Origin of the sequence: Isoptericola chiayiensis, assembly GCF_013149805.1 — a bacterium.
GTDB classification, from domain to species: Bacteria; Actinomycetota; Actinomycetes; order Actinomycetales; family Cellulomonadaceae; genus Isoptericola; species Isoptericola chiayiensis.
On sequence record NZ_JABEZT010000001.1, the window covers coordinates 444,938 to 464,482 of the forward strand.

The 19,545-nt window shown below is 71.3% G+C and carries 18 protein-coding genes and 2 riboswitches; of the genes, 7 read left to right on the plus strand and 11 right to left on the minus strand.

The genetic code is table 11. The annotated features are described in order from the left end of the window. Positions 1–6: 6 nt before the first annotated feature. From HDG68_RS01880 to HDG68_RS01890, 3 genes are all read left to right on the plus strand, one after another. A complete protein-coding gene (locus HDG68_RS01880; protein ID WP_343037376.1) occupies positions 7–861 on the plus strand; it encodes a hypothetical protein in 855 nt (284 codons plus the stop codon). Between the two features lie 10 nt (positions 862–871). After that, entirely contained in the window at positions 872–2,152 is a 1,281-nt protein-coding gene (locus HDG68_RS01885; RefSeq protein ID WP_172148711.1) for an aspartate aminotransferase type Ic, read from the plus strand. A gap of 258 nt (positions 2,153–2,410) precedes the next feature. Next, positions 2,411–3,460, plus strand: a complete 1,050-nt coding sequence (locus tag HDG68_RS01890) for a hypothetical protein (protein ID WP_172148713.1) — start codon at positions 2,411–2,413, stop codon at positions 3,458–3,460. A 121-nt stretch (positions 3,461–3,581) separates the two neighbouring features. Here HDG68_RS01890 and ehuA read toward each other — a convergent pair whose 3' ends face one another. From ehuA to ehuB, 4 genes are read right to left on the minus strand one after another with little or no spacing between them, the layout of a single operon-like run. Next, positions 3,582–4,370 (minus strand): ectoine/hydroxyectoine ABC transporter ATP-binding protein EhuA, encoded by a 789-nt coding sequence (gene ehuA / locus HDG68_RS01895; RefSeq protein WP_172148715.1) that lies wholly within the window; start codon positions 4,368–4,370, stop codon positions 3,582–3,584. Between the two features lie 28 nt (positions 4,371–4,398). Beyond that, a complete protein-coding gene (gene ehuD, locus HDG68_RS01900; protein WP_172148717.1) occupies positions 4,399–5,046 on the minus strand; it encodes an ectoine/hydroxyectoine ABC transporter permease subunit EhuD in 648 nt (215 codons plus the stop codon). Beyond that, on the minus strand, positions 5,043–5,801 hold the full coding sequence (locus tag HDG68_RS01905) for an amino acid ABC transporter permease (RefSeq protein WP_172148719.1): 759 nt from the start codon (positions 5,799–5,801) through the stop codon (positions 5,043–5,045). The genes ehuD and HDG68_RS01905 overlap by 4 nt, the downstream gene beginning before the upstream one ends. 4 nt (positions 5,802–5,805) lie before the next feature. Further along, positions 5,806–6,768, minus strand: coding sequence for an ectoine/hydroxyectoine ABC transporter substrate-binding protein EhuB (gene ehuB, locus HDG68_RS01910; protein WP_343037377.1), 963 nt, complete (start codon positions 6,766–6,768; stop codon positions 5,806–5,808). 242 nt (positions 6,769–7,010) lie between these two features. Between ehuB and HDG68_RS01915 the strand changes: the two genes are divergently transcribed. Next, the gene (locus HDG68_RS01915; protein WP_172148721.1) at positions 7,011–7,766 is read left to right on the plus strand and encodes a GntR family transcriptional regulator; all 756 of its coding nucleotides are present in this window, start codon (positions 7,011–7,013) and stop codon (positions 7,764–7,766) included. Positions 7,767–7,930: 164 nt separating this feature from the next. On the opposite strand, the gene HDG68_RS01920 is transcribed toward HDG68_RS01915, so the two are convergent. Next, positions 7,931–9,439, minus strand: a complete 1,509-nt coding sequence (locus HDG68_RS01920; RefSeq protein WP_172148723.1) for a serine hydrolase domain-containing protein — start codon at positions 9,437–9,439, stop codon at positions 7,931–7,933. Between the two features lie 116 nt (positions 9,440–9,555). Here HDG68_RS01920 and HDG68_RS01925 point away from each other — a divergent pair, with 116 nt between their 5' ends. Together HDG68_RS01925 and HDG68_RS01930 are read left to right on the plus strand one after the other, a co-directional pair. Beyond that, entirely contained in the window at positions 9,556–10,572 is a 1,017-nt protein-coding gene (locus HDG68_RS01925) for an ATP-binding cassette domain-containing protein (RefSeq protein ID WP_172148725.1), read from the plus strand. After that, a complete protein-coding gene (locus HDG68_RS01930) occupies positions 10,569–11,393 on the plus strand; it encodes an ABC transporter permease (RefSeq protein WP_172148727.1) in 825 nt (274 codons plus the stop codon). Before HDG68_RS01925 ends, HDG68_RS01930 begins: the two co-directional genes overlap by 4 nt. 129 nt (positions 11,394–11,522) lie before the next feature. Here the strand turns inward: HDG68_RS01930 and HDG68_RS01935 are convergent, their stop codons facing one another. From HDG68_RS01935 to HDG68_RS01955, 5 genes are all read right to left on the minus strand, one after another. Beyond that, positions 11,523–12,401, minus strand: coding sequence for a DUF559 domain-containing protein (locus tag HDG68_RS01935; protein ID WP_172148729.1), 879 nt, complete (start codon positions 12,399–12,401; stop codon positions 11,523–11,525). Between the two features lie 201 nt (positions 12,402–12,602). After that, complete coding sequence (locus HDG68_RS01940) at positions 12,603–13,553, minus strand: universal stress protein (protein WP_172148731.1); 951 nt, start codon at positions 13,551–13,553, stop codon at positions 12,603–12,605. A gap of 317 nt (positions 13,554–13,870) precedes the next feature. Further along, a complete protein-coding gene (locus tag HDG68_RS17295) occupies positions 13,871–14,707 on the minus strand; it encodes a C40 family peptidase (RefSeq protein ID WP_343037378.1) in 837 nt (278 codons plus the stop codon). Between the two features lie 2 nt (positions 14,708–14,709). Beyond that, a riboswitch (cyclic di-AMP (ydaO/yuaA leader) is annotated at positions 14,710–14,894 on the minus strand. Between the two features lie 230 nt (positions 14,895–15,124). Beyond that, positions 15,125–15,919, minus strand: a complete 795-nt coding sequence (locus HDG68_RS01950) for a C40 family peptidase (RefSeq protein WP_343037379.1) — start codon at positions 15,917–15,919, stop codon at positions 15,125–15,127. Between the two features lie 2 nt (positions 15,920–15,921). Further along, positions 15,922–16,079, minus strand: a riboswitch (cyclic di-AMP (ydaO/yuaA leader). A gap of 174 nt (positions 16,080–16,253) precedes the next feature. After that, positions 16,254–16,955 carry an iron-dependent transcriptional repressor DtxR gene (locus HDG68_RS01955; protein ID WP_172148733.1) on the minus strand — a complete coding sequence of 234 codons (702 nt, stop codon included), beginning with the start codon at positions 16,953–16,955 and terminating at the stop codon, positions 16,254–16,256. Positions 16,956–17,070: 115 nt separating this feature from the next. On the opposite strand from HDG68_RS01955, the gene serC reads away from it, so the two are divergent. Further along, positions 17,071–18,198: a phosphoserine transaminase gene (gene serC, locus HDG68_RS01960; RefSeq protein ID WP_172148735.1), complete on the plus strand. Its 1,128-nt coding sequence runs from the start codon at positions 17,071–17,073 to the stop codon at positions 18,196–18,198. Between the two features lie 57 nt (positions 18,199–18,255). On the opposite strand, the gene HDG68_RS01965 is transcribed toward serC, so the two are convergent. Beyond that, on the minus strand, positions 18,256–19,545 hold the full coding sequence (locus HDG68_RS01965; RefSeq protein ID WP_172148737.1) for an MFS transporter: 1,290 nt from the start codon (positions 19,543–19,545) through the stop codon (positions 18,256–18,258).

Here is a 19,545-nt window from a genome sequence, read left to right on the forward strand (position 1 = left end):
GCGGACGTGACGCTGCACGACGACGGCCCGCCCGGCGGGCGCACCGGTGCCGGCCCTGCGGACGCGAGGCAGGAGCTCGAGTCCTGGACCCGCTACCGCCCCACGCCCGTGCTCGACGCCCTGCTCACGAAGGCCGTGACCATCCCGTCGGCGGCGATCCACCGGCACGTCGACTCGGTGCGCCGCCGCAACCCCGAGGCCGACCCGGCGGGCGTCATCCGCATCCTGGAGAAGGAGTACCTGACGCTCGTGGCGACGGCCGGCGGGGCGGTCGGCGCGGCCGCCGCGGCTCCGGCCGTGGGCACGGGTGCCGCCGCAGCGCTGACCACCAGCGACATCGCGACGTTCTTCGCGTCGTCGGCCGCGTTCTCGCTGGCCGTCGCGGACGTGCACGGCGTCCCCATCGACGACGTGCAGCGCCGTCGCGCCCTGCTGCTGGCGTCCGTGCTCGGCGAGTCCGGGGCGCGCGACGTCGAGAAGGCCGCCGCCGGGTCGCAGCTCGCCTGGGGCAAGGTGCTGCTGACGTCGATGCCGCAGACCACGCTCAAGCGGGTCAACAAGGTGTTGACCCACCAGTTCCTGAAGAAGCAGCTCGCCAAGCAGGGCACGCTCGCGCTCGGCCGGATGATCCCGTTCGGCGTCGGTGCCGTGGTCGGTTTCGCCGGCGGCCGGGCGCTGGGGCACGGCGTCGTCGGGCAGTCCCGGTCGGCGTTCGGGGCACCCCCGGATCACTTCCCGCGGGTGATCGAGCAGCCGCCTGCGGCACTCGAGGAACCGGCGAAGCGTTCTGTGCGGGTCGGTCGGTTCCGGCGCCGAGGTTCTGCGGTCCCGCACGACGACGGCGGTACGGCGGACGCGTAGTCTCTAAGCCGTGAGTACCTCACCGGAACAAGCCACCGTCGTCGACCCCGAGCTCGCCACCCGCCTGCCCGAGCTGCGCGAGCAGTACGCCGCGCTCCAGGCCCGTGGACTGTCTCTCGATCTGACCCGCGGCAAGCCGTCGGCCGAGCAGCTCGACCTGTCCGAACCGCTGCTGTCGCTGCCCGGCGAGGGCAACCATACCTCCGCCGCCGGGACGGACGTGCGCAACTACGGCGGGCTGACCGGGCTGCCGGAGCTGCGCGAGATCTTCGCCGAGCTGCTCGGTGTGCCCGTCGAGCAGCTCCTCGCCCAGGACAACGCCTCGCTGCGGCTGATGTACGACTGCGTGGTCCAGGCGATGCTGTTCGGCGTGCCCGGCGGTGAGCCGTGGTCCGCCACGGACGGGCCGATCACGTTCCTGTGCCCGGTGCCCGGGTACGACCGGCACTTCGCGATCTGCGAGGAGCTGGGCATCCGGATGGTCACGGTGCCGATGACGCCCGACGGTCCCGACGCGGAGGCCGTGGCCGAGCTCGTCGCCGAGGACCCGTCGGTCAAGGGCATCTGGTGCGTGCCGACGTACGCCAACCCGGACGGCTCGGTGGTGTCCGAGGCCGTCGCGCGGCGTCTGGTGTCGATGCCGACGGCGGCGCCGGACTTCCGGATCTTCTGGGACAACGCCTACGCCGTGCACCACCTGACCGAGCACGAGACCAAGTCGGCGAACGCGATCGACCTCGCCGACGAGGCGGGCAACCCCGACCGGGTGCTGATGTTCGCCTCGACGTCCAAGGTGACCTTCGCCGGCGCCGGGGTGTCGTTCCTGGCGTCGTCGCCGGCGAACATCGCCTGGTTCTCCGAGCACCTGTCGTTCCGGTCGATCGGGCCGGACAAGGTCAACCAGCTCCGGCACGCGCTGTTCTTCGGCGACGCCGCCGGGGTGCGGGCCCACATGGCGAAGCACCGGGCGATCCTGGCACCGAAGTTCGCGGCGGTGACCCGGATCCTCGCGGAGCGGCTCGGCGACCTCGGCGTGGCGACGTGGACCGACCCGGACGGCGGGTACTTCGTGTCCGTCGACGTGGTGCCGGGCACCGCCTCGCGCGTCGTGGAGCTGGCCGGTGAGGCGGGCATCAAGCTGACGCCCGCCGGGGCGACGTTCCCGTACGGCGAGGACCCGCGGAACGCCAACATCCGCCTGGCGCCGTCGATGCCCCCGCTGGACGAGGTCGAGGTCGCGATGGACGCCGTGGCGACCTGCATCCTGCTGGCGGCCGCCGAGTCCGCCTGACTCCCAACGCTGTGGGCGCACTTCGTGGCCCGATTTGTCGTTTCTGCGGCTTTTCTAGCCCCAGGAAGTGCGCCCACAGCATCCGGGGTGGCGTCGGCCACAGCACAGAACCTTCCCCGAGCCTCTCCCAGGGCTGCACGGTCGCCCTCCTACGATGAAGGCTTCGCCCGCGGCCGACGCCGGAACCGCAGCAGCACGGCAGCGACAGCCGACGGGTGACGCGGGCGCGTCCTGACCCTACGCACCACGGAGGCGCCCGTGACCGCGACCAGCCCTCCCCCGACCGAGCAGCGCGACGGCGCGCCCGCCCAGGAACCCGAGCCCACCCGGCTCTCGATCACCCAGATCGTCGCCAGCGCGCTCGCGGCTGTCTCCACCACCGTCGCGCTGTCGTTCTTCGGCATCGCCGGGACGATCATCGGCGCCGGCGTGGCCAGCGTCCTGACCGTCGTCGCGAACTTCCTCTACACCCGCTCGATCGAGAAGACGCACGCCCAGCTCAAGCCCGTCGTCGGGCAGATCAAGCGACCGCGCTCAGCACAGGCGGGGCCCGACGGCGGCACGTCGGTGCCGCTCGACGGCGGGGCGACGGCGGCGCTCGAGACCACCCGCGGCGGCACCCGCGTCGAGGCGGGCGCCGGGGAGAACTCCCCCGGCGAGGCCGCAGGTGACCCGGGCACGGCGGCGGACGGCGTGGACGATTCCGAGGCACTGCCGCACAACCGCTGGCTGCGGATGATCCGCCGGCACGGCAAGGTGCGGGTGCTGGCGGCCTCCGCGGCGGTCGTGTTCGTGGCCGTGATGGGCGTGGTGCTGGCCGTCGAGCTGCTGATCGGCAAGCCGCTGGCGGATGCGGTCCAGGGTCAGGACGGTTCGGGGACCAGCATCAGCCGGACCGTCGGATCGGACCGTTCGGCATCGTCCAGCAGCACGGACGACGGCGACGGGGTCGACCGGGCCGGTCGGAGCTCCACCGGCACGGACGAGGACCAGGGTGCCTCGGACGGCGAGCAGGCCGGCAGCACCGGGACTGGGACCGACGGCTCCGAGAGCTCGGACGACTCCGAGACCTCCGAGCCCACGACGGACCCGACGCCGGAGCCGACCGAGCCCACCGATCCTTCTGAGCCGACGTCACCGACGGAGCCCACGGAGCCCACCGCTCCCGAGACTCCCGAGACGGGCGGGTCGGACGGTTCGACGGAGGGGTCCGGCGGCGTCACGAGCCCCGGCTCGGGATCCGGGTCGACCGGCACGGTCGGCGGCACGGAGTCCTCGTCGGGCGAGAGCTCGTCGAGCACCGACTGATCGCACCCCTCCCCGATGTGGGTGTGAAAGATGGCCCGTGACGTCCGGAAGACCGGACGTCACGGGCCATTTTTCGTGCCCTCCACGCCTGCAGGGGCGTGGCGGGCGAGGACGGAGTCCGTCAGCCGCCGAGGACGGCCTTGAGGAACTCCTTGGTCCGCTCGTGGGAGGGGTTGGTGAACATCGTCTCGGGGTCAGCCTCCTCGACGATCTGCCCCTTGTCGAACATGAGCACACGGTCCGACACCTCGCGGGCGAACTGCATCTCGTGCGTGACCAGGAGCATCGTGATGTCGGTGGTCTCGGCGATCTCGCGGAGCACGTCGAGGACGTCCGCGACGATCTCGGGGTCGAGCGCCGAGGTGACCTCGTCCAGCAGCAGGATCTCCGGGTCCATCGCCAGCGCGCGGGCGATCGCCACGCGCTGCTGCTGACCACCGGAGAGCTGGTTGGTGTTGAAGTCCCGCTTCTCGGACATGCCGACCTTCTCGAGCAGCCGTTCGGCGTCCGCGATCGCTTCGGCCTTGGACTTGCCCAGGACGTGCACCGGCGACTCGATGATGTTCTCGAGCACCGTCATGTTCGGGAAGAGGTTGAACTGCTGGAAGACCATCCCCACGCGGTTGCGCACCACACGGCGGCGCTTCTCCGGGACGGCGACCCACTTCTCACCCTTGTACTCGTGGGTGTACGGGTCGCCGTCGATGAGGATGAGACCGCCGCTGAGCTCCTCGAGCGTCATCAGCAGCCGGAGGATCGTGGTCTTGCCCGATCCCGACGGACCGATGAGCGTGATCCGCTGGCCCTGCGGGACGGAGAAGTTCAGCCCGTCCAGCACGACGTTGTCGCCGAAACGCTTGGTGACGTCCCGGAACTCGATGGCGGGCACGTCGCCCGAGGTGTTGGTCATGGTCTGGCTCTCTGCGGAGTGGGTCGGGTCAGGCAAGGCGGATCTCCATCCTGCGCACCAGCAACGAGGTTGGGTAGCTCACCGCGAGGAAGAGCAGACCGACCATCGTCAGCGCCTCGATGTACGAGAACGTGTTGGCACCGTAGTCCTGGCCCGCCTTGTACATCTCCGTCACGGAGATGGCGAAGAGGAACGGCGTCTCCTTGAACATGGAGATCGCGTAGTTCCCCAGGCCGGGCAACGTGTTGCGGATGGCCTGCGGCAGGATCACCGCGCGCCAGGTCCGGCCCTTCGACATGTTCAGGGCCGTGGCGGCCTCCCACTGTCCCTTCGGGACCGCCTCGATGCCGGCGCGGTACACCTCGGACATGTACGTCGCGTAGTGCACGCCGAGCACGACGAACCCGACCACGTAGCCGGGCACGGCCGTCAGCAGCAGGTAGACGAACACGAGCTGGACCAGCACCGGAGTCATCCGGATGAAGTCCACGAGGAACTTCAGGGGCGTGGTCAGCCACTTGCTCGGCGTCCGCATCGCCAGGGCGATGAAGAGACCGAGGACCGAGGCGATGATCATGCCGAGCACGGTGATCTGGATCGTGACCCAGAGACCCGCGAGCAGGTCGGGAAGCACCTCCCAGGCGCGTTCCCAGTCCCAGATGCTGTCGTCGTTCACGCAGCACCACCCCCCGCGGGCATCTGCGTGTTCGCCAGCCGCGGGTTGGTCGGCGGCTTGAGGCTGAACGTCTCACGCAACGTCGGCCGGGTTCCGCGACCCAGGCGCCGCTTGGCACGCTCCTCGAGAATGTTCATCCCCCAGGTCAGCAGGTAGGCGATGATGAAGTAGACGATCAGGCCGGCGGTGTAGCTGAAGAACGTGTCCGCCGTGGCCCGCCGCAGCTCGACGGTCCAGAAGTTCACGTCCTGCAGGGTGATGTAGTAGGCCAGCGCCGAACCCTTGACGAGCTGGATCAGCAGGTTCGCCAGCATCGGGATCATCAGTGCCCAGGCCTGCGGGAAGATGACCCGGCGCACCTTGTGGAACCAGGTCATGTTCAACGCCGTCGCGGCCTCCCACTGGCCTTGCGGCACGGAGGCGATCGAACCGCGGACCACCTCGGACGCGTAGGCGCCGTAGTTGAGACCGAGGGCCACGATCGCCACGGCGAGCGCTTCCATCTTGAAGCCGAAGACCGGCAGCACGTAGAAGAGCCAGAAGAGCTGGACCACCAGCGACGTGCCGCGGAAGAACTCCACGATCACGCGGGACGGCCCGCGCACCCAGAGGGACTGGGTGCGCGAGCCGAACCCGAGCACGACGGCGATGACGATGGCGAGGAGAGCCCCGCCGAGTGTCATCTCCAGGGTGACCAGAACTGCATCGCCGAGGGCTGGAAGCCTGTCGATGAGCTCCTGGATGTCATCCGTCATGCGTTCAGTAGTCCATGCCCAGCTCGTCGGCGAGGTCGGACAGGTCCTGGTCCGGGTCGCACAGCTGCTCGGCGGTCAGGCCGCTGGGCGGGAACTCGGCGGCGCTGAAGCCGAACGGCTCCATGATCTCGAGCCAGGCGGCCTCGTCCTCCAGGTAGGTGGCGAGCTGCTCGTTGTAGGCGTCGAGCAGCTCGGTGTCGTCCTGGCGGAAGACCTCGGCGCCGGCACCGATCTGCGGCTCACCGTTGATGGTGGCGGTGAAGGCCTCGGTCGCCTCGACGGGCTGGTCGGTCTCCTCGGCCAGGGCGCGCAGGGAGATGCCGGTCAGCGCGTAGGCGTCGGCACGGCCGGACACCACGGCGTCCAGGCCCGCCTGGCGGTCCGGGACCTCCATGGCGTCGACGTCGGTCTCCTCGGCGTAGCCGGCCTCGATGGCACCGGAGGTGACGGCCAGCGTCAGGCCGCTGCCCTCGACCGACTGCCAGTCGGTCAGGCCCTCGGGGTTGCCCTCGGGGACGAGGAAGGCGGTGGTGTACATGATGGTCGGGTCGGCGAAGGCGACCTCTTCGCAGCGCTCCGGCAGGATCGACATGCCGGCGCTCACGGCGTCGAACCGGTCGGCGTTGACGCCGGGGATGAGAGCACCCCACTCGACCTGGGTACCGGTGACCTCGCCGATGCCGAGCTCGCCGTAGATGGCGCGGCCCAGCTCGATGGTCGCACCGGTCAGCTCGCCGTCCTCCTCGTAGGAGTAGGGCACCTCACCGAAGAAGCCGACGTTGATCGAGCCGGCGTCCTGCAGGTCGGCCAGGGTCGACATGGACTCGCTGTCGCCGCTGTCGCCGCTGTCGCCGTCGCTCGAACCGCCGTCGTCGACGCTCGAGCAGGCGGTCAGGGCGGTCAGAGCAAGTACAGAGCCGGCCGCGGCCAGTGCGCGGCGGCGATTCGTGGTCCGGATGGACTGCACGGGGTCTCCCTTCCGTCGCCCCGGACGACTGAGAGGCCGCGGGGCTGGATGTGCGGACGATCCGTTACGTTAGCGGTGTTCCGGACGCTCCGACAATGGGCGTGTCGTCGTGTCTGATTGTCTACAATCGAGGAATCGGCGTGAACCCGCAGTTCGACGCGGCAGAATTCACCCCGCGACACGCGCCTGCAACATTCCTCGTCGGCGATCGTTGTCAGGTCGTGACCTCGGAAGGAGCCTCGATGCCCCCCTCGCACCGCCCGGCCCCCGGTGCCGCCCCGACCCTGTCCCCGGTGACCCGCCCCTCCACGGTGGACCTGATCACCGTCGAGCTGCGCAACGCCATCTACACCGGGGCGCTGCGCGTCGGCTCCCCGATCCGCGAGGTCGAGATGGCCGGCCAGCTCGGGGTCAGCCGGGGCCCGTTCCGCGAGGCGGCCCAGCGCCTCGTCGCCGAGGGCCTCGTGGTGGCCACCCCGGGGCGTGGCCTCTCGGTGCGCCGCATCGACCGCGATCGCATCCCGGCGCTGTACACCGCGCGCACGATGGTGGAGACGACGGCGGCACGTCTCGCCGTCGAGCACGCCACGGACGAGCAGGTCGCCGTCGTGCGGCGGGCGCACGACGCGCTCGTCCGCGCCGACGCGACCCACGACGCCCTGCAGATCGGCGCCGCCGACCTCAACGTGCACTGGGAGCTCGTCGCCGCGGGCGGCAATCCCTGGCTGCTGAGCTGGATGAGCACCCTCATCGTCGAGGTGCGCATCGCCAGCTTCACGGTCAGCGAGGAGTACGCGGTCCGACGCGACGCGGGGCCGTCGCACGCGCCGATCGTCGAGCTGCTCGAGGCGCGGGACGCCGACGCCCTCGACGCCGCGATCCGCGCCAACCTGGACGACGCCGTCGCGCGGCTCCTGGCGCCGGAGGCGACCGGGGTGCCCATGCTCGAGGAGCCGCGCCCGCTGCCGGCCCCGCGCCTGGACCCGCTCGACCTCTGATGCCCCGCCCCTGCGGGCGCCTTGCACGTCCCGTTGCGGGCGCCCTCCGGGTCCCCTTGCGGACGCACTACGCGTCCCGTTGTGGGCGCACTTCGTGGCCCGAAACGCGCGGTATGTAGGCGTTCCACAGCACAGAAAGTGCGCCCACAGCGAGAGCAGGGCGGTCAGCGGGCGGTCTGCTCCCGGCGCGCCCGCTCGAACTCGTCCGCCCGCCAGGACGTCATCCCGCCGACGACGACGGCACTCGGCTCGCCCGCCCCGTCGCGCAGGACGTGGATCGACTCCCCCACCGGACCGAACCCGGCATGAGCCTCAGGTCGCAGCACCTCGCCGTCCACGGACAACCGCTCGGCGCCCTCCAACGGGTCGGCGCGCCGCGGGTCCACCAGCCACAGCGCATCACCCAGACGCACCAGATCCGTCATGCCCCACAGGTTCGCGAACCGCCCGGTCCACCGGTCCAGCGGGTGCCCCGCCGTGGTTACCGGGTCCGACGCCGGTGCCGCACCCTCCGCCACCGGCGCACCTGTGTCCGCACCGCCGTCGTGCACCGACGTCCCGGAACCCTCCAGAGCCGTGGTGACCAGCGCGAACAGGCCCTGCGCGATCTGGTCCGCGGGTCCGTCGACCGCGTTGGTCAGCACCGAGACCGCGATGCGCGCGGACGGGTCGAACCACGTGCGCGTGATCTGCCCCGGGAACCCGCCCGAGTGGCCCAGCAGCCGCCGCCCGGCCACCGTGCGCGACTCGAACCCCAGACCGTAGGTCCGACGCGGCGCGTGCGGCCGGTCGATGACGGACTCGTCGCGCTGCAGCAGCCGCAGCGTCTCGGGGCGCACCAGACCCGCGCCGTCGAAGTGCGCCGCCACCCAGCGCACCAGGTCGCGCGCCGTCGAGCAGAACCCCGTGGCCGCCGCGAGCGCCCCCGTGGTCACGCCCGCGACGGGCAGGCGACCGTCGGCGAACGTCGTGGCCAGCCCGGGGGTGGCCAGGGCGCGTGCGGAGTGTCCGACGACGGCACGTCGGGCGACGTCGTCGTCCAGCTCGGGCAGTGTGTCGGCCAGCCCGAGGGGCTCGAGCAGGTCGGCGCGCAGGTGCTCGTCGTAGGGGCGGCCGGTGACGGCCTCGATCACCAGGCCGAGCAGTCCGTAGGCGAGGTTGGAGTACTTGAAGTGCTCGCCGCGGCCGTAGACGTCGCCGCCGTGCAGCACGGAGTCGAGGAGGACCGCCCGGTCGGGGAACGGGGTGGCGAGCTGCCAGAAGTCGGCGTCGCGTCCGTCGCGCAGCAGGCCGCCGGTGTGACCGAGCGCCTCCCGGACGGTGACCTGCCCGGCGTCGGAGCCGTCGAGCTCGAGCACGTGGTCGCCGAGGGGGTCGTCCCAGCGCAGGTGGCCGGCGTCGACCAGGCGGGCGATCGCCGTGGCGGTGAACGTCTTGGAGTGCGACGCGACGCGGAAGACGTGGTCGCCGCGCAGTGGCGTGCCGGAGGTGATGTCGGTGACGCCCCAGGCGCCGTCGGCCACGACGTCGTCGTCGACCAGCACCGCGTACTGCACACCGGGGACGCGGGCCAGCCCGGCCTGGGTCGCGACCCAGTCGTGCAGGTAGTTCAGCCCACCCGACGTCGGTGCGGTGGCGCGGGCAGGGTCCGGCGCGGTTCCGGGGAGGGTCATGCCGCCAACCCTAGCCGCGCGTCCGGTTCGGGACCGGTGCTCAGGATCCGATGAATTCGCTGTCGGTGGCCCGTCCTAGGTTCTAGGTTGGAAGCACACCCATCGAGGAGACCCCCATGCGCGACGCGTCCGGTCCGGCTGTCGAGGCAGCCGGCCTCGTCAAGCACTTCACGTCCGGCAAGAAGACGACCAAGGCGGTCGACGGCGTCGACCTGTCGATCCCCGCCGGCACCGTGTTCGGCCTGCTGGGGCCCAACGGTGCGGGCAAGACCACGGTGGTGCGGATGCTCGCCACGCTGTTGCGCCCCGACGCGGGCACGGCACGGGTGCTGGGGCACGACGTCGTGCAGGACGCCGACGCCGTGCGCGGCGCCGTCGGGCTCACCGGCCAGTACGCGTCCGTGGACGAGGACCTCACCGGCACCGAGAACCTCCTCATGCTCGCGCGGCTGTACGGGTTCCGCGGCACCGCGGCCAGGACGCGCGTGAGCGACCTGCTGGAGGCGTTCAGCCTGACCGACGCCGGGTCACGGCAGGTCAAGACGTACTCGGGCGGTATGCGACGGCGGATCGACCTGGCCGCCTCGCTGGTGCTGTCCCCGCGGGTGCTGTTCCTCGACGAGCCGACCACGGGTTTGGACCCTCGCTCGCGCAACCAGGTGTGGGACATCGTGCGGGTGCTCGTCGACGACGGCGCCACCGTGCTGCTGACCACGCAGTACCTCGAGGAGGCGGACCAGCTCGCCGACCGCATCGCCGTGATCGACCACGGCAGGCTCATCGCGGAGGGCACCTCCAGCGAGCTGAAGCGGTCGGTCGGCCAGGGTGCGGTGGACCTGCGCCTGGCCGACGCCTCCCGGCGCGGCGAGGCGGCCGACGTCGTGCAACGGGTGCTCGGTACGGAGCCGACGCTGCCCACCGACCCGTACGCCCTGTCCGCGCGGGTGCCCGACGACGGAGCGCACCTGGTCGCGCAGGTGCTGCCCGCGCTGGGCGAGGCCGGGATCGCCGTGCCGGAGTTCTCCCTCGGCCAGCCCAGCCTGGACGAGGTCTTCCTGACGCTGACCGGCCAGCCGTTGCCGGACGAGCAGGGCTCCGAGGAGCCCGCCCCTGCCCCGGAGGTGTCCCGATGAGCGCCGTCGACATCAGCACGACCACCCTGCGCGACGCCGTCGCGCTCGAGACGCGGCCCACCCGACCGTCCGCCGTGTCCACGTCCTTGACGTTCGCCTGGCGGGCTCTGCTGAAGATCAAGCACGTCCCGGAGCAGCTGTTCGACGTGCTGGTCTCCCCCGTGATCTTCACGCTGATGTTCACGTACCTGTTCGGCGGGGCGCTGGCCGGGTCGACGGACGCCTATATCCAGTTCCTGCTCCCGGGGATCCTGGTGCAGACGATCATCATCGTGACCGTCTACACCGGCTACACCCTCAACACGGACATCACCAAGGGGGTGTTCGACCGGTTCCGCTCGCTGCCGATCTGGCGTCCGGCGCCGATCGTGGGCGCGCTGCTGGGCGACACCGTGCGCTACACGATCGCGTCGATCATGTGCATCGGGCTGGGGCTGCTCATCGGGTTCCGGCCCGACGGCGGGGTCCTCGGCGTGGTCGGAGGCGTCGCGCTGCTGCTGGTGTTCGCGTTCGCGCTGAGCTGGATCTTCACCATCCTGGGGCTGCTGCTGCGCACCCCGAACGCCGTGATGGGCGTGTCGATGATGGTGCTGATGCCGCTGACGTTCGCGTCGAACATCTTCGTCGACCCGTCGACCATGCCGTCCGGGCTGCAGGCCTTCGTGGACATCAACCCGGTGTCCCACCTGGTGACCGCCGTTCGCGGGCTCATGGGCGGGGTGGCGGACACCGGCGACGTCGTGACGGTGCTGATCTCCGCGGTGGTCATGACCGCCGTGTTCGCGCCGATCACGATGTACCTGTACCGCACCCGCCACTGACCGGGCTCGCGCCGCCGGCCTGTCCTCCCTCGCTACGCACCCCCACGCTGTGGGCGCACTTCCTGGCCCGATATGCACGTGATGTACGGACTTTCGGCTCGAGCAGTGCGCCCACAGCGACCTCATCCCTCATCGGGCGAGCGCCTGACGGACACGAGCGACGAGCCGGGTCCCGTCCCCGATGACATCGTCGGCCACGACCACGATCACGGTGACACCGATCTCCTCCAGCCAGCGCCGACGCCGGACGTCGTCGCGCCATTGCGCCTTGTCGGTCCGGTGCTGGTCGCCGTCGTACTCGATCGCCACCCGCGCCCCCGGGTAGTACATGTCGCAGCGCTTCACGTAGGTCCCGTCGTCGAGCCGCACCACCTCGTTGACCAGCGGACAGGGCAGTCCGGCGCTCGTCAGCAACAGGCGTGTCCGCGTCTCCATCGGCGAGTCCGTCCCCGGCCGGACTCGCGCGAGCTGGTCCCGCACCTGCGCGATCCCCTTCACCTTCGTCGTCGCGGCAGCGGTCCGCTGCAGTTCCGAGATGCTCGTCAGCATGCGCTTGCGGCGCAGGAACGCGTCGCCGAGGACGACGACGTCGTCCGGAAGGCGCAACCCCACCCCGACCTGGACGAAGGTCTGCGCCGGTGCGGTCACGAGCAACCCGTCGAGATCGACTGCCGAGATCGCGTTCTGGCGACTGCGGTGGGCCACGACGCCGGGGCGACGGACCCTATGACTCGCGGAGGGAGTCACGACATGCAGTCGCCGGTCGTCCTCGACGGTCCAGGGCACGTCGACACCGAGGAGTCGCAGCGCGGTCACGTGACTGAAGACGACGTCGTCGTGCAGCACTGTGCTCAAAGCGACGCAGCGCTCGAACAGGTCGCGGGGCTCGCCGGTCGTCCGGACCCCGCGGAACGGCACGGCGTACTGGCCGCCGGCCCGCAGGGCCTCGGCACCGACGCCCTGCGCTCGCGCGGCGCCGACGGAGAAGGCGCGAATTCGCTGACGCATGGCTCGAACGTGCCAGACCGACGACACTCGCAGGCACTCACATCAACAGCCTGTGGAAAACCGTCCGGGTGGCGAACCACCACCACCGTGCCGCAGCACACCCTCCCCTGTTGTGGGCGCACATCTTGAGGTCCCACAACAGGCTAAACCGGTAATTTCGGGCCAAGAAGTGCGCCCACAGCCCGTGAGCTCTCGAGCGGGTCAGGCGGCCGACTCGGCCTGCATCTCCTCGTCGCACTTGCGCGTCACCACGAGCACCGGGCACTTCGAGTGGTGCAGCACAGCCTGGCTGGTCGACCCCAGCAGCAGCCCGCGGAACCCGCCGCGGCCCCGCGATCCCACGACCACGAGGTCCGACGCCCCCGAGAACTCGGTCAGCAGCTCGGCACCCGAACCGTCGAGCACGTGCCGCTTGATCTCCAGGCCCGGGTTCTCCGCCTGGACACGGTCGACGATCACGTCCAGGCCCGCCCGGACATCCTCGAGCACCTGCTCGTGGTCGATCTGCGACGGCAACCAGGCGAGCACCCCGGCCCCGCTGCCGAGGGGCACGCCGGCGACCGCGACGAGCTCGGCGTCCCAGGCGAGAGCCTGCTCGACGGCGTGGCGCAGAGCGACCTCGGCCGACGGCGATCCGTCGACGCCGACGACGATCCGGCGGACCTCGTGGACCCGGTCCCCGTCCCGTCGTTCGGGATCGGCGGCATCCACGGCAGCCTCCCGGTAGGGCACGACGACGGTAGGACAGTGGGCGTGCGCCGGAAGCGCCGAGGACACGGTACCGAGCAGCCGCTCGGTGAACCCGCCGCGGCCACGGGTGCCGACCACGGCGAGGCTGTGCTCCGTGGACAGCTCCACGAGCACCCCGGCGGCGTCGCCGGTGACGACCGACCCCTCGACCCGCCCCGAGAAGCCGGCGACACGAGCCCGCGCCTCGGACAGGACCGCCTTGGCGCCCTCGGCGATCGCCGTGTCGTCCAGGGCGGCGTACCCGCCGTCGAGCGAGGCGGCGGTGAACGACGGCAGCGAGTAGCTGCACACGATGTGCAGCGACCATCCGACCCGCTCGGCGTACGCAGCGGCCCAGTCCAGGGCGTGCAGGCTGGCCGCGGATCCGTCCACCCCTACCAGGACAACCTCTGGACGTGTCATCTCGCGCCTCCCGTTCTGACCGGACCTCGACGTCCGACTGGCTTCGTGGTTCAAGCCTAGCGAAAGGCAGCCGCAAGGTGCAGCAAAGCGGTCGGCCCGTCCAGCCCGATTCGCGCCCGTCTCCCGCTGTGGGCGCACCACCTGGGCAGGTGAACCGTTCTCAACGGTCATTTCAGGCCACGGAGTGCGCCCACAGCGGCACGGGCGGGGCGACAGGGCGGGGCGGTGCGGGGCGCCGGGGGGACGACCGAGCGGCGGGACGACGAAGGCCCCGGCACTCGCGAGGAGTGCCGGGGCCTTCGGTCGAACGGGTGCGGTCAGCCCGTGACGCGCAGGAACGTCGGGCTGGACTGCCAGAGGCTGGCCTGACGCACGGTCCAGCCACCCGGGCGGGTCGCTTCGATCTGCTGGCCGTTGCCGATGTAGATCGAGATGTGCCCCGGGGACCAGATGAGGTCGCCCGGCTGCGCTTCGGAGCTCGAGATCACCGTGGTGTTCGACGCGTTGCGGATCGCGCTGGACGAGTGCGGCAGCGAGACGCCGAGCTGGGCGTAGACGTAGGTCACCAGGCCCGAGCAGTCGAAGCCGGACGGCGAGGAGCCGCCCACGACGTAGGGGGTGCCGATGTACCGGGCCGCGATGGACACCGCCGACGAGTAGGAACCACTGGAGGTCGCGGTCGTGGTGCTCGCGGAGCTGCTGCTCGAGCTGGACTCGGAGCTCGACGAGGACGAGGACGACGTCGAGGTCGACTCGAGCGAGGTCCGCTCGGACGAGCGGGACGGTGCGACCTCGCGCACGGGCTCCGGCTCGGGTTCCGGCGCGGCCTTGATGCCGGCCTTCTTGACGACCTTCGAGGTGACCTTCTCGACCGTGACCTCGGACTTGGCGTCCACGGTGACGACCGGAGCCGACTCCAGGGCCTGACGGGCCTGGTCGGTCAGCGCACCGAGGTCGACGGTGCTGAGCTTCTTCGCGGCGTCCGACTCGACCGGAGCCGCCTGTGCCGCCGTGGCGCCACCGATGGTCGACACCAGCAGGCCACCGGCGGTCGCGACGACGGCGGCGCGGCGACCCGCAGCGGCGGACGGTGCCGCCATCAGGGGACGACGAGCGGCGCGGTGCCGTCCTCGCGTCGTGGTGCGTGCGTTCACGTCTTTCCTCTCCATCCGCCTACGAAGTCAGCTGTCGGGTTCGGGTGGGAGAATCACCCGGCCGCGCGGCCCGAGGGCCACGAGACTTCACCCCGAGGACATCGTGTCCGATGCCCGGAAGTGGGTCCCCCGCTCCCGCCAAGGTCTCGGATCCTCGACCGGTGGCGGGACTCGGCGTCCGGTCGAGATTCGATGGAATGCTCCAACGAACGAGTGAACCGTATCCGATCGCGGCGTCCATGTCACGTTTCGATCACGACGCCGGTCACGGCGTGTCCCGCGGGGCCGACGAGAGCCCGCGGGAGGGCCTTCAGAACGCCCCACGGCACCCGTCGGACCGTACGCCCGCGAACGGCCCCGGAGACGCCAGAGGGCCCCTGGACGCCGTCAGCGTCCAGGGGCCCTCTGCGGAAGTTCTCAGCCGACCCGGATGAACGTCGGGTTGGACTGCCAGATGCTGCGGAACTGGATCGTCTTGCCGGGGCGCGGCGCGTCGATCTGCGTGTTGCCGCCGGCGTAGATCGCGATGTGACCCGGGGACCAGATCAGGTCGCCCGGCTGGGCGGCCGACCGCGAGACCACGGTGCCGGCGTACCGCTGCGCGGACGAGGCGCGCGGGAGCGAGATGCCGACCTGGGCGAAGACGTACTGGGTGAACCCGGAGCAGTCGAACCCGGACGGGCTGCTGCCGCCGGAGACGTACGGCACACCGACGTAGCGCGACGCGACGGAGATCACCGAGGAGCCGACCGCGGAGTCCGGCACCGCCGTCGTGGCCTCGGTCGAGGACGAGGTGCTCGACTCCGAGGAGGTCGAGATCGCCTCGCGCTCGCCGGAGCGCGACGGTGCGACCTCACGCACGGGCTCCGGCTCGGGCTCAGGAGCGGCCTTGATGTCGGCCTTCTTGACGACCTTCGAGGTGACCTTCTCGACCGTGATCTCCGACTTCGCGTCGACGGTCACGACCGGAGCGGACTCCAGGGCCTGGCGGGCCTGGTCGGTCAGCGCGCCCAGGTCGACGGTGCTGAGCTTCTTCGCGGCGTCGGAGTCCACCGGGGCGGCGTGTGCGGCCGTGGCGCCACCGATGGTGGAGACCAGCAGGCCACCGGCGGTGGCGACGACGGCGGCACGGCGACCCGCGGCAGCGGACGGCGCTGCGATCATCGGGCGGCGTGCGGCACGGTGCTTGCCACGCGTGGTGCGAGCAGTCACGTTCAACCTCTCCGGTCGCCTACGAGGTCAGCTGTCGGGTTCGGGTGGGAGAATCACCCGGCCACGCGGCCCGGAGGCCGTGCGGCTTCACCCCGAGGACATCGAGCTGCGATGCCCAGAAATGGGTCCCCCGCCCCTGCCGTACGGTCGTCCGTGGTGACCGGGGCGGTGGCAGGGTTCGGCGTCCGTCCCGGTACTCGCCGGAGTCAATCCGGTGAGCGAGTCCGACCGTACCCGAACGCCGCAGGGATGTCACGCTCCGGTCACGACGCCACGCCGCCCCGCCAGCGCACGCCCGCTCGGCGTGCCGCGAGCGCGGCCCGCCGGCCGCGCCTCAGCGCGCCGCGACGAAGAGGTGCTTGGCGAGGTCCTCGGGCAGCTCGAGCGCGTCGTCGCCGCCCTCGGCACGCACCACGAACGCCCCGCCGATCCGCTCGGCGGCGATGCTGGCGCCGGGCGTGAGCCCGACGGACTGCAGGCGCGCCAGGAACTCGTCGTCGACCTGGACGGGCTCGGCGATGCGCTGCAGCACCAGCGGGGCGTCGTCGTCGGCCCTGGACTGCAGGTAGAGCGGCAGCGACTGGACGCCGTCGAGGAACGGCACCTCCTCGTACTGCTCGCCCAGCTCGGACAGACCCGGGATGGGGTTGCCGTACGGGTCCTGGTGCGGGTGGTCGAGCAGGGTCACGAGCCGACGCTCCACGAGGTCGCTCATGACGTGCTCCCAGCGGCACGCCTCGTTGTGCACGTGCTCCCAGTCGAGCTTGATGACGTCGGTGAGCAGCCGCTCGGCGAGCCGGTGCTTGCGCATGACGCGCACGGCCTTCTCCTGGCCGGCGTCGGTGAGCTCGAGGTGGCGGTCGCCGGTGACGACGACGAGCCCGTCGCGCTCCATGCGTGCGACGGTCTGCGACACCGTGGGTCCCGAGTGCCCCAGACGCTCCGCGATCCGAGCGCGCAGGGGCGTGATGCCTTCCTCCCCGAGCTCGTAGATCGTCTTGAGGTACATCTCTGTGGTGTCGATCAGGTCCGTCACGTCCACTCCCGTCTTGAGGCCCGGGCCTAGTCTATTCGCACACACCCTGCTCACCGTGCCGGGCGCCGCGAGGCGCACGCCACCGCGTCGAGCCCTCGTCGAGACCGGAGCCGCCATGTCCTTGCAGATCCCCGCCTCGCTGCTGCCCGCCGACGGCCGGTTCGGCTCCGGTCCGTCCAAGGTGCGGCCGGCGCAGGTCGACGCCGTGGTCGCGGCGGGCGCGCCGGCCCGGCCGGTGCTGGGGACCTCGCACCGCCAGGCGCCCGTGAAGGACCTCGTCCGCCGGGTGCGTTCGGGCCTCGCGGAGCTCTTCGCGCTGCCGGACGGGTACGAGGTGGCGCTCGGCAACGGCGGGTCGACGGCGTTCTGGGAGGTGGCGACCGCGTCTCTCGTGCGGGAGCGGGCGCAGCACGCGACGTTCGGCGAGTTCGGCGCGAAGTTCGCGGCGGCCACGCGGCGGGCACCGTTCCTCGCGGAACCGGAGGTGGTCGACGCCGCACCGGGCGGCGTGGCGTACGTGACGCCGTCGGACGCCGTGGACGTCTATGCGACGCCCCACAACGAGACCTCGACGGGCGCGATGGCGCCGGTGCGCCGCGTGGGATCCGGCGACCAGCTCGTGCTGACGGACGCGACGTCGGGTGCCGGCGCGCTGCCCGTGGACGTGGCCGAGACCGACGTGTACTACTTCGGGCCGCAGAAGGCGTTCGCGTCCGACGGCGGTCTGTGGCTGGCGCTGTGCTCCCCGGCGGCGGTGGCCCGTGCGCAGGAGGTCGAGGCCTCGGGCGGCGACCGGTGGGTGCCGGAGTTCCTGTCGCTGACGACGGCGCTGGACAACTCCCGCAAGGACCAGACGCTGAACACGCCCGCCGTGGCCACGCTGGTGATGCTCGCCGACCAGGTCGAGTGGCTGCTGGAGAACGGCGGCCTGGAGTGGTCGGCGGGCCGCTGCGCCGCCTCGGCCGCCCACCTGTACGGCTGGGCCGAGTCCCGCGAGTGGGCGACACCGTTCGTCGCCGAGGTGGCGGAGCGCTCCACCGTGGTGGGCACCGTCGACCTGGACGACTCGATCGACGCGAGCGCCGTCGTCGGGCACCTGCGCGACCACGGGGTGCTGGACGTGTTCCCGTACCGCAAGCTCGGGCGCAACCAGATCCGGGTGGGGATGTTCCCGGCGGTGGAGCCGGACGACGTCGCGGCGCTGACGGCGTGCGTTGACCACGTCGTCGAGCGGATCGCCTGACCGGAGGCGGGGCGTCGGACGGCGATCGTCCGGTGCCGCACCGTCGGACGGCGAACGTCAGGCCGCGCGGACGTGCTCCGGCGCGGGGCCGTCGAGGTAGACCACCTCGAGGTGCGGCCGTCGACGGATCGAGTAGCGCACGGTGACGTTCCAGGAGCGGCGGGCCCAGAGCGTGGCGGCCACGGCGACGAGGAGCGTCGTGATCGAGCCGACCAGGATCGCCCACCGCGGCCCGATCGCCTCCCCGATCCAGCCGACGATCGGCGAGCCGATCGGCGTCGAGCCGAGCAGCACCATCATGTACAGCGCCATGACGCGCCCGCGCATGACGGGGTCGACGGACGTCTGGATCGCGGAGTTCGCGGCGGTCAGCATGGTCAGCGACGCCAGCCCGACGGGGATGCACATGAGCACGTAGCCCCAGTAGGTCGGCATCAGCGCGCCGACGGCGGTGGCGACGGCGAACGCGAACGCCGCCCCGATGACGAGCCGGACGCGCGGGCGTTCGCGCCGGGCGGCGAGCAGGGCGCCGGTGAGCGACCCGATCGCGAGGACCGAGCCGAGCAGCCCGAACTCGCTCGCGCCGCGCCCGAACTCGACGCGCGCCATCATCGCGGACGTCAGCTGGAAGTTGAGCCCGAACGTGGACACGACGGCCATCACGACCATGATCACGACGATGTCGGAGCGTCCCCGCACGTAGCGCAGGCCCTCGCGGATCTGTCCCTTGGCCCGGGGTGCGCGGTCCTTGGCCCACATCGCGGCGGGCTTCATCAGTGCGACGGCGGCGATGGTGGCGGCGAACGTCAGCCCGTTGACGACGAACACCCAGCCGGGCCCGACGGCGGCGATCAGCAGCCCGGCGACGCCCGGTCCGACGAGGCGTGCGGCGTTGAAGGAGGCGCTGTTGAGACCGACGGCGTTGGCGAGGCGCTCGGGCGGGACGAGTTCGGCGACGAACGTCTGGCGCACCGGGTTGTCGAACGCGGTGGCGAACCCGAGGCCGAGGGCGAACGCGTAGACGTGCCACAGCTCGGCGTTCCCGGACAGGACGAGAGCGCCGAGGCCGAGCGCGAGGAGGCCCATCGCCCCCTGGGTCGCCATGAGCAGCCGGCGGCGCGGCAGGCGGTCGGCGAGCAGCCCGGTCCAGGGTCCGATGAGCAGGAACGGGAGGAACTGCAGCGCGGTGGTGATGCCGACCGCGACGCCGGAGTCGTCGGTCAGGACGGTGAGCACGAGCCAGTCCTGGGCGATGCGTTGCATCCAGGTGCCGACGTTGGCGACCAGGGCAGCGCCGAACCACAGCCGGTAGTTCGGGTACTGCAGGGAGGTGAAGGTCGCACTCAT